General features: G+C 62.1%; 7 protein-coding genes. 5 read left to right on the top strand and 2 right to left on the bottom strand.

The window, feature by feature from the left end; all coding sequences use genetic code 11:
• The coding region (locus tag ACFCU0_RS07225) for a vitamin B12-dependent ribonucleotide reductase (protein ID WP_434972993.1) at positions 1-2955 on the top strand (2955 nt) is incomplete at its 5' end.
• Between the two features lie 174 nt (positions 2956-3129).
• On the top strand, positions 3130-3717 hold the full coding sequence (locus ACFCU0_RS07220) for a P63C domain-containing protein (protein ID WP_434972992.1): 588 nt from the start codon (positions 3130-3132) through the stop codon (positions 3715-3717).
• 255 nt (positions 3718-3972) lie between these two features.
• On the opposite strand, the gene ACFCU0_RS07215 is transcribed toward ACFCU0_RS07220, so the two are convergent.
• Positions 3973-4575: a transposase gene (locus tag ACFCU0_RS07215; RefSeq protein ID WP_434972991.1), complete on the bottom strand. Its 603-nt coding sequence runs from the start codon at positions 4573-4575 to the stop codon at positions 3973-3975.
• Positions 4576-4740: 165 nt separating this feature from the next.
• Entirely contained in the window at positions 4741-6579 is a 1839-nt protein-coding gene (locus tag ACFCU0_RS07210; protein WP_434972990.1) for a hypothetical protein, read from the bottom strand.
• Between the two features lie 216 nt (positions 6580-6795).
• Between ACFCU0_RS07210 and ACFCU0_RS07205 the strand changes: the two genes are divergently transcribed.
• The 3 genes from ACFCU0_RS07205 (at position 6796) to ACFCU0_RS07195 (ending at position 9564) form a co-directional block, all read left to right on the top strand.
• The gene (locus ACFCU0_RS07205) at positions 6796-8001 is read left to right on the top strand and encodes an LOG family protein (protein WP_434972989.1); all 1206 of its coding nucleotides are present in this window, start codon (positions 6796-6798) and stop codon (positions 7999-8001) included.
• A gap of 203 nt (positions 8002-8204) precedes the next feature.
• The gene (gene mscL, locus ACFCU0_RS07200; protein ID WP_434972988.1) at positions 8205-8681 is read left to right on the top strand and encodes a large conductance mechanosensitive channel protein MscL; all 477 of its coding nucleotides are present in this window, start codon (positions 8205-8207) and stop codon (positions 8679-8681) included.
• A 19-nt stretch (positions 8682-8700) separates the two neighbouring features.
• Positions 8701-9564, top strand: a complete 864-nt coding sequence (locus ACFCU0_RS07195; RefSeq protein ID WP_434972987.1) for an MBL fold metallo-hydrolase — start codon at positions 8701-8703, stop codon at positions 9562-9564.
• Positions 9565-9566: the final 2 nt, after the last annotated feature.

Genomic DNA, 9566 nt, shown 5'->3' with positions numbered 1-9566 from the left:
CCATCCGGGGACACGATCTTCGAGCAGAAGGACGTTGAGTTTCCCGCGCACTTCAGCCAGCTGTCGACCAACATTGTTGCCAGCAAGTACTTCTACGGCGACAACGACAAGGGCAACGGCTCCCCGGAAGACGGACTCCGGGAGTACTCGTTGAAGCAATTGGTTGACCGCGTCACGCGGACTATCACCGACTGGGGGAAGGAGCAGGATTACTTCGCCACGGCGGAAGACGCGGAGACGTTCTACGACGAGCTAACCTGGCTCTGCACCCATCAGCACGGGGCCTTTAATTCGCCCGTCTGGTTCAATGTGGGTCTCGGCCAGCAGTACGGCGTGCGAGACACCGGAGACAAGAAGATCTTCGGATGGGACTTCGACAAAGAGGATATCGTCAAGGTCGACCCGTACGTCTACCCGCAGGCGAGTGCGTGCTTCATCGTTGACGTCGAGGACTCGATCGACGGGATCTGGAGGACGATGGGTGAGAGTGCCCGCCTCTTCAAGTTCGGTTCCGGTGTCGGCGCCGACTGGTCGACGCTCCGTTCAACGAAGGAGAAGCTATCCGGTGGCGGCGTTCCGTCCGGTCCGGTGAGCTTCATGGAGGTGCAGGACGCGACAGGCGGCACGATCAAGAGCGGCGGCAAGACGCGCCGTGCGGCGATCATGCAGACGCTCAAGTGCTGGCACCCCGACGTGATGGAGTTCGTCGAGGTCAAGCAGAAAGAGGAGAAGAAAGCCTGGGCTCTGATTGAGCAGGGCTACGACGGCTCGTTCAACGGCCCGGCCTACGGTTCGGTCGCGTTCCAGAACGTGAACCAGAGCCTCCGCGTCACCGACGAGTTCATGGAGTCGGCCGACCGGGGCGAGACGTACCCGCTGCGCACGGTCACCACGAACGAGGTGGTCGAAGAGATCAAGGCGCGCAAGGTTCTCGACAAAGTTGCCGAAGGCACGCACGTCTGCGGCGATCCCGGCCTTCAGTTTGAGGACACGATCCAGAAATGGCATACGTGCAAGAACACGGACCAGATCAACTCCAGCAATCCGTGCTCGGAGTACATGTTCTTGGACAACTCGGCCTGCAATCTGGCGAGCCTGAACCTGCGCAAGTATCAGAACGAGGACGGGTCGATCGACGTGGAGCGCCTCCGCGCCGCCGCCCGCATCTTCATCACTGCGCAGGAGATCCTGGTCGATAATGCCGGCTATCCGTCTGAAGACATCGCGCGGAACAGCCATCTCTTCCGCCCGCTCGGACTCGGCTTTGCCAACCTCGGCGCCCTGCTCATGGCGATGGGCTTTCCCTACGACAGCGACGAAGGTCGTGCTGTTGCAGGAGCCGTGCAGGCGATCATCCATTGCGAGGCGTATGGCCGCAGCGCGGAGATTGCCGCGAACGAAGAGATCGGTCCGTTCGACCGCTACGACGAAAACGAGGAGCCCTTCCTCGACGTCATGCGGATGCACCAGGCCGCGGTCGAAGACATCGACCGCGACCTTTGCCCGACCGACCTTCTCGACAGTGCCCGCGAAAGTGCCGCCCGCATGGTGGCTCTCGGCGAGCGTCACGGCTACCGGAACGCACAGGCGACCGTGATCGCGCCGACCGGCACGATCGGGTTCTACATGGATTGTGACACGACGGGCATCGAGCCGGACATCGCCCTCGTGAAGTACAAGCTACTTGCCGGCGAAGGTGAGGGCATGATGAAGATCGTGAATCAGAGCGTTCCGGACGCGCTCGAGCGCCTCGGATACAACGAGGACGAGCGCAAGGCGATCATCGAGTACATCGATGACAACGACACCATCGAGGGTGCCCCGCTCCTGAAGGACGAGCACCTTCCGGTGTTCGACTGCGCCTTCAAGCCGAACAATGGCGAGCGGTCGATTCACCACATGGGTCACATCCGCATGATGGGCGCCGTCCAGCCGTTTGTGAGCGGCGCGATCTCGAAGACGGTCAACATGCCGGAGGATGCGACGGTGGAAGACATCGCCGACGCCTACCTGAAGAGCTGGGAACTCGGCACCAAGGCTGTCGCGATCTACCGCGAAAACTCCAAGCGGAGCCAGCCGCTGTCGACCTCCGAGGACGGCAACACGCAGAAGTCGGACAAGCAGAAGGCAGCGGAAGCCGCCGAAGCAGCCAAGGCTGCCGACCCGTCCGGCGACGGTGCGGTGACGCAGGAGCCGGAGATTCAGGAGAAGGTTGTTTACAAGCCGACGCGCAAGCGTCTGCCTGACGAGCGACCGTCCATCACGCACAAGTTCTCTATTGCCGGTCACGAGGGGTACCTCACGATCGGCCTCTACCCTGAGAGCGTAGAGAATGGCGGCGCCGGGCGACCCGGTGAGATCTTCATTACGATGGCCAAGCAGGGCAGCACGCTGGCCGGCATGATGGACGCATTCGCCACCAGCATCTCCATCGCGCTACAGTACGGCGTGCCGCTGGAGGATCTGTGCCGCAAGTTCAGCCACATGCGCTTCGAGCCGAGCGGCTTTACGAACAACAAGCAGATCCCGATCGCGAAGTCGATCATGGATTACATCTTCCGCTACCTGTCCATCAAGTTTCTGGATCAGGAGCTGCAGCCGGACGTCGCCTCAGATGAGGAGGTGACCACGGACCCTAATGAGGCCGCTACGGAGGAATCGCACCGTAGCGGCCCGGCGGTCGACACCACGCAGGCGGAGCTCGACTTCGGCGACGTGGACGACGCCACAGCGGAGCAGCAGGACGAACTGATCGGTCAGACCGTGGAGGCCTTCATGGACGCGGCGACGTCGGGGAGCAACCCGGCGGAGGCGCAGGCCATGAAGAACGCGACGGAGGAGACCTTCCAGAACCAGTCCGACGCCCCGCCGTGCCCCGAGTGCGGCAGCATTACGGTCCGCAGCGGCGCATGCTACATGTGCCCGAACTGCGGCGCCAGCACCGGGTGTGGGTGATACCGTAGAAACGTTGCGAGCCCCGAGGTTGACACGAAACAACGTCAACTCGGGGCCGCAACTATATCTGAAACCGAAATGCCTTTGGTAGACCCGCTCTCATGTCTACCAGAAATAGGAAAAGCCTCGACAGTTGCAGCTGCCGAGGCCTTCCGAAGGGCTTGAGAGGCGACAGTGATAGCTGTCGCTCACAGTATCCTCATTGATCATAGGTATACAATAGTGCGTAGCGCAAGCAACGGCAAACCAAGCCGCGTAGGGTCGAATAATTCACAAAGCCATTCACCCGATCGCTGCCGAGAACCGAACGATGATCGTGCAAGGGCTAGACGATTCATAGAGAGGCTCGCCGAAAAGTACCTGAGGTCCGACACGGAGAGGTCATGGCGGAAAACCTTCCCCGACGAATTCTACGAACAGATTTATCGGTTAAGGGGATGGACGCGGAGTCGCGAGAACTTTCACTTCAGGCCTGCTATCCTCGGTCACTTGACTAACGACATCGTATATGATCGACTAGTGCCTGGACTGCGCGATGCGCTTGAGGATAGGAACCCGCTTAACCGGCGTGGAAGACGTGCAGTCCGTCATCATCAGTTATTGACCGAGGATTACGGCTTGCCGGCTCTCCAGCGACACTTGCAGCAGATCATTATGCTAATGAAGGTGTCGCAATCTTGGGCTCACTTTAAGTCGCTTCTTGCGAAGCATTTTCCAAAAGAGGGTGAGCAACTTTCGCTTATCCTCTCTCGGTTGAGGTAGGTGGTCCTCGCTCTGATTCGACTGTGGTTTTGGGATGTATCGCATACGCCCGGTTCTCCGTGAGGGGGATCGGGCGTTTTGCGTCGGTGTTGTTTGCATTCACGCCATTCCCCCGGTACAGGGCGACCGTTTTCGGGCAGGCGTCCCCGCCGTCGCAGGGGCGCATCGCAATGCGCCCCTGCGACGGTGGGGGGGACGCTGCAGGGAGAGGCGAAGGAAGCCATGCGTGATGGCAACGGTGGGTCGGGAGGGCGGTCATGTCCCGTGTTTATGCCACCAGCGTTGCGGGTTCAGGCGGATGTAGCGGCGAACGTTCCGCCATTCACGTTCGTTGCGCAGAACCCTGTCGTGGAAGTTGCGCTGCCATATCCGCGCGTCGGGCGAGACGTTGCATTCGGCGCGAATCCGGCGTGTGACGGCTCCTTTGAAGCCGGCCATGATCGAGGATAGCGAATCCGGCGGCCGGTAGGCGACGCCGTGCCGCTCGGGATCATACCGTCTCACCCGCAAGCTGTGGGTGGTGCCGGCATCCAGCGGCGCTTGGGGATGCCATTGGTAGCAGCAAGGGGAGACCTCGGTGCCACCCTCCGGCACGAGGCAAATAATGCCGTGGATGTGGTCTTGCATCACGACAAAAGCATCCAGCACGACATTTTCCCGCAGCGTCTCGGTCCGGTACCACTCGTCCCGGACAATGTCGCCGACGGGCGAACAGTCCATGACGCCGTCTCGAATCGAGCCGAAGAGAGGTCGATGTCGATGCGTCCGAACCGTCACGAAGTAGGCCCCGCGCGAGCCGTAGTCGATGTCCGGATGACGGAGGCTGTTCTTGCGTCCCGGGAGCTCCGGGCGAGGCATCGGTACAACGGGAATGAGAGACAGGGACGGCGTCTGTCTCTAAGACACGTAGACGCTGCAAATGATAACGTACGCACGTTCATGCGGAAGCCGCGTGGGCCAGACGTCGGCCGCGTCGCGGTGGACTACGCCGGGCGGGATGTGTTTTCCAGACGGCTTCAGCATTCAGTCGGGCGAATCGGTGTTCGGCCGGCCGAGCCGGGCGATCGGGAAGCCGTGAAAGCGCTCGCCGAGGTCGACCGATTCAAACGCTCCGCTCTCCGGGTCGTAGTGAAGGACCTGCTGCGCTCCGCCCTCGAAGCGATAGAGAAGGAGAATCTCACCGTCTACGTCCAGTGCTATGATCTTACGCCGCGCCAGGCTGTCGGCAATCCCGACCGGGATGTCGATTTCGCCTGACTGTGTCCCGTCTGCCCCGTAGCACGGAACCGAAACGGTACCCGGGGATCCGGGCGCGTCTGCCGGTTCCGGCGTTTCCGGGTGATGGTGCGCATCGTCTACGGGTGGGAACGGTCCGTCGCCGGTCTCTTCCGCCGGCGAATCTGAGGCCCTCGGCTCGGTAAACGGCGTCGAGCGGATGATGCGATCGATTTCGGCAGGATCGAGATCGATCTGGACGTCGAAGGCGACGGTCGCGTGATCGTTGATCACCGGTGTGTCGAGGCCCTTCGGGGTTCTGTACTCGTCGGTAGGGTGGTGGTCGCCGGCGACCGTTGGTTCGGGGTCGTCAGTTACCGACTGGAGAACCTCCGTTTCCTCGTCCCGGGAGCCGAGACGCGCGACGACGAACTGGAAGGCCAGCGACAGTACAAGGACGAGGCCGAGAATCTGTCCCCACGTCGTCCATGTCCAGGGCCGGTTGAACGTGTCGATGACCCGGGAGGACGCCTTCTCGAAAATTTGCGGCGGGACCCCGCTCAGGTTGCTCAACTGCCTCACGCCGTCCCGGGCTTGCTCGGGGTGCTCGTGCCGGCATGCGATGCGGACCTGGGCCAGTAGCAGGTTTGGTAGCAGGACGGGCTCCTGCTCATGGTGGGACAGCCGGGCGATCTGGTCGATGATGGCGTACGCGCGGTTCGGTCGGTCGGTGCGGGCGTGCCCGAGTGCTTCGACGTAGCCCGCGGCGATAACCGCCCAGGTATCTCCCTGCGCTTCTGCCTCGGCACGGATCGGTGCCAGACGCTCGAACGCGTGGTCCTCTCCTTGCAGCATCTGAGCCGCCGCTCGTGTAATCGCCGTTCGACCGGCGACGTCCTGGATCGAGTTGGTGAGCGGGTACGCGACGATGGGCTGTGCTCCGTCGGCGAGAGCCGTCTCCGCGCGTTTCAGAAGTGCATCGAGGGAGTCCGAAACAGGTTGCTCGTCCCGGACGGCCTCGAGTACGTACGTCCACGCCGATAGCGACGCGACAACAGCAGGCATCACGGATGGCCTCCCGGCTTTCTCCGCGACCGATTCCGCCTCACGGAGATGCCGGCGGGCGTGGTGGTGGCGGCCCGCACGAATCGCTCCTTCCGCCCACTTTACGTGCAACCATGCCCGCTCTTCGGCCGGGCGCGCGGAGCCGTAGTAGCCGGACGTACGGAAGAGGTGCGTACTTTCATCTGGCCGCCCGATGCGCGACGCAGCGATGCCCGCAAGCTCGTAGACGCGGCTGACCGCAGCGCTGTCGGATCGAGCGGGGCCACGTAGGACGGTTTCGGCCAGTTCGACGACGGCCGGAAAGCGACGGGCGTGCATCCACGCCCGTGCTTCGTCCGTCACCCGGTACGCAGGGGCCGATGCGGAACACAGGCGGTGTTCGCGGATCTTCTCGGCGTGCCGAGCCCAGGCGGTCGTGTCCGCTCTCTCCGGTTCGGCCGGTGGCGGATTGCATGGCTGCGCGGCGAGAGGTGCCGCCGAAAGCAGCGCGAGAAGCAACGCGAGAACCGCTACCCGCGGACCCGGGACGGCACGGGCCCGCGATGCTGACGGGGTCAAAAGGGACGGGGGAAAGCGGCGCATACGGCAGAGCCAGACTCAGGATTGGCGATCTGCAGGACCAATGGGTCGGAGGACAAACAAGAACGACCGCTGGCCCGGGCAAGATCCGGTCTCGCTTCCGGCCTGAACCTTCCCTGCACTTCGACGGTACGCCGTTTCCGCTGCGGCGTGATGGTCGATCGCGCGGCAGGTAGGTCCAAGCACCGGATTCTCGAGAACGCATTCAGCCGAACCTTCATGTACAGATGTTGCCCGGATAAAGTCATCGAAATCGAGTCGGAAACGGAGCTTCTCGGTCATATCGAGGCGCATGGGTCCCTGGAAAATGTCGTCGTGCAGGGACTCGACCTTCGGGCTGGTGCGCTGGCGGCGGCCATCTGCCGGGTGTCGGCGGAGGACGCGTGCTTTCTTGGGTGTCGCCTCGACCGGGAGGTGGATGAGCATATTCGAACGAGCGGCGGATCGATCTTTCCTGCCTTTTCCGGCATCCCGTTCCGGCCATACCGTTCCTCGCTGTACGACACAACTGAATTAATGGACGGTTACCGACGGGGCCATTACGACACGCTGTACGAGACCACAGACCGGCAGATCTACGAGTACTTCACCGAGCGAAATGAACGTGAACCGGCCGTTCCGGTGATGGACGCGCTCGCGTTTCGGATTCACGATCACGCGATTGATGATGCGCTCGCTGATTTGCTTCACACGCCGCCTGCTTCGCGCATAAATACCGGCGCGGATCTACCCCCGAGCGATCGACGGCGGGTCGTGGGGGTGATGGGCGGCCACCGGCTCCGGCGGGACGCCCCGACCTTTCGGCGGGTTGCGCACATCGGTCGTCGACTCACACGTGCCGGGTTTTTCGTCGCCACCGGGGGAGGCCCCGGAGCCATGGAGGCGGCGAACCTGGGTGCTTATCTGTCCGAACGACCCGCAGAGATCCTGGATGATGCTGTCGACACGTTGTCCGCAGCCGCGACCTACGAGGAGGAGGCCTATTTTGACCTTGCCTACGACGTTCTTGACCGCCATCCGGACGGGGCTGAGAGCCTCGCGATTCCAACGTGGTTCTACGGCCACGAGCCGTCCAACCTCTTTCCGAGCCACGTGGCCAAATATTTCGCCAACAGCATTCGCGAGGACGGCCTGCTGGCAATCGCTACCTACGGCGTGATCTACGCACCGGGGAGTGCCGGGACCATCCAGGAGATCTTTATGGATGCCGCGCAGAATCATTACGAAACGTTCGGTGCCGCCAGCCCGATGGTGTTTCTGGATCGTGCGTATTGGACGGAGACGAAACCGGTCTTCCCCCTGCTGGAGAATCTGGCGCAGGACACATCCTACGCCGATCATTTGCACCTACACGACCGCGTCGATGACGTCATATCCGATATCGTGCAGCACGCTCATGAACGAAACGTCGGTGCAACGAACTAGCGTGCGTCGCTTCCTCTGCGTACTTTTCTCGGAGATTACTGGTGGTGGGAAAATGGCGTTTGATCTGGCCGGATGCTTGCGTTAGATCGTGACCCGCCGGACACGTCGCGTCTTGTTTTCGTAGACCCTTACCCTCGACCAGATCCCGGTACGTATCCGGTCAACGGTCTCGATGTAGATTCCACCGAACGGGTTACGCAATTGTGCTAGAGGAATATAAAAAGTTTGCGCTTCGCGGGAATGTCGTTGACATGGCCGTCGGTATCATCATCGGTGCGGCGTTCAACGGCGTCGTCCAGTCCCTGGTAAAGGATGTTATTACCCCGCCGCTGGGTCTTCTGATCGGCAACGTGGACTTTTCGAATCTATTTCTGGTGCTAAAACCGGGCACGACACCGGGTCCTTATCCTACGCTGGAAGCGGCCAATGCGGCAGGAGCCATCACGATCAATGGCGGCGTCTTTCTGAACAGTGCGGTCAGTTTCCTGATCGTGTCGTGGGCGGTTTTCCTGCTCGTACGCTCCGTCAACAAGATGGCCGAGCCCGACGAGGAGCCCGAGCCGGCAGCGCCAACGGTCAAGAAATGCCCCTACTGCGTACAGGATATCGCGGTGAGCGCCAGCCGCTGTCCGCATTGCACGTCGAAGCTTGAAGGAGAAGCGTCGGCCGACGTCGCGTAACGCTTAGACTTATTTGATTATGAGTACCTCTCGTCACCAACACGGGCCCGTCGAGGGCTTTCGATCCGGCCGGTACCCCATCGGCGTCAGCACCCACGCGTACTGTTACCACGTCGGACGGACGCTGGTCGATACCGGGCCGCCGAACCAGTGGCGCCGTGTGCGGTCGTTCGTCCGCGAGATGGCGGAGGAGCGAGGGATTGATCGAGTCGTCGTGACCCATCATCACGAGGACCACGCGGGAAATGCCGGCCGAATCGCGGATATGCTGGATGTGCCGGTGTTTGCCCCGTCCGCCAGCCTCGACCGGCTGCGGGACGGGTTCTCGATGGAGATGTATCGCCGCGTCGTCTGGGGCGGTCCGGTCCGCGTGGACGCGCAGCCGGTCCCGGAGCACCTGTCGATCGGCAACGGTCTGACGCTACGCACGATCCCGGCGCCCGGCCATGCAGACGACATGGTGTGCTACCTCATCGAGGAAACGGGTGGGCTCTTTTCTGCGGACCTGTACATCGTTCAGCGCCCCGAGTACTTCCGCTACGATGAGCACGTGGGGGCGCTGCTCCGAAGCCTTCATCGGGTTCTGGAGCACGGCGTGTCGACCGTCTACTGCGCTCACCGCGGTATCGTCGAAGACGGTGCGCACCTCTTGCGGGAGAAGGCCCGGTATCTGGAAGCGCTGTGCGGCGTGGCGCGACGTCGCTACCGGCAGGACCGACGGTCCGTCCGGGACATCCGGGAAGAAATGCTGGGCGGGGAAGGGATGCTATACTGGATCTCCGGCGGCGACTTCTCAAAAGACAACCTGATTAGCTCCTGCATCCGCGACCAGGATCGGACGGACACCGAGCTGCAGCTGGAAAATGTTCGACGTGCGGCGTAGGG

The sequence above is a fragment of the Longibacter sp. genome (assembly GCF_051155795.1).
Taxonomy (GTDB): domain Bacteria; phylum Bacteroidota; class Rhodothermia; order Rhodothermales; family Salinibacteraceae; genus Longibacter.
Note: the sequence above shows the minus strand (reverse complement) of the source record. Positions and strands in the feature narration are given on the sequence as shown.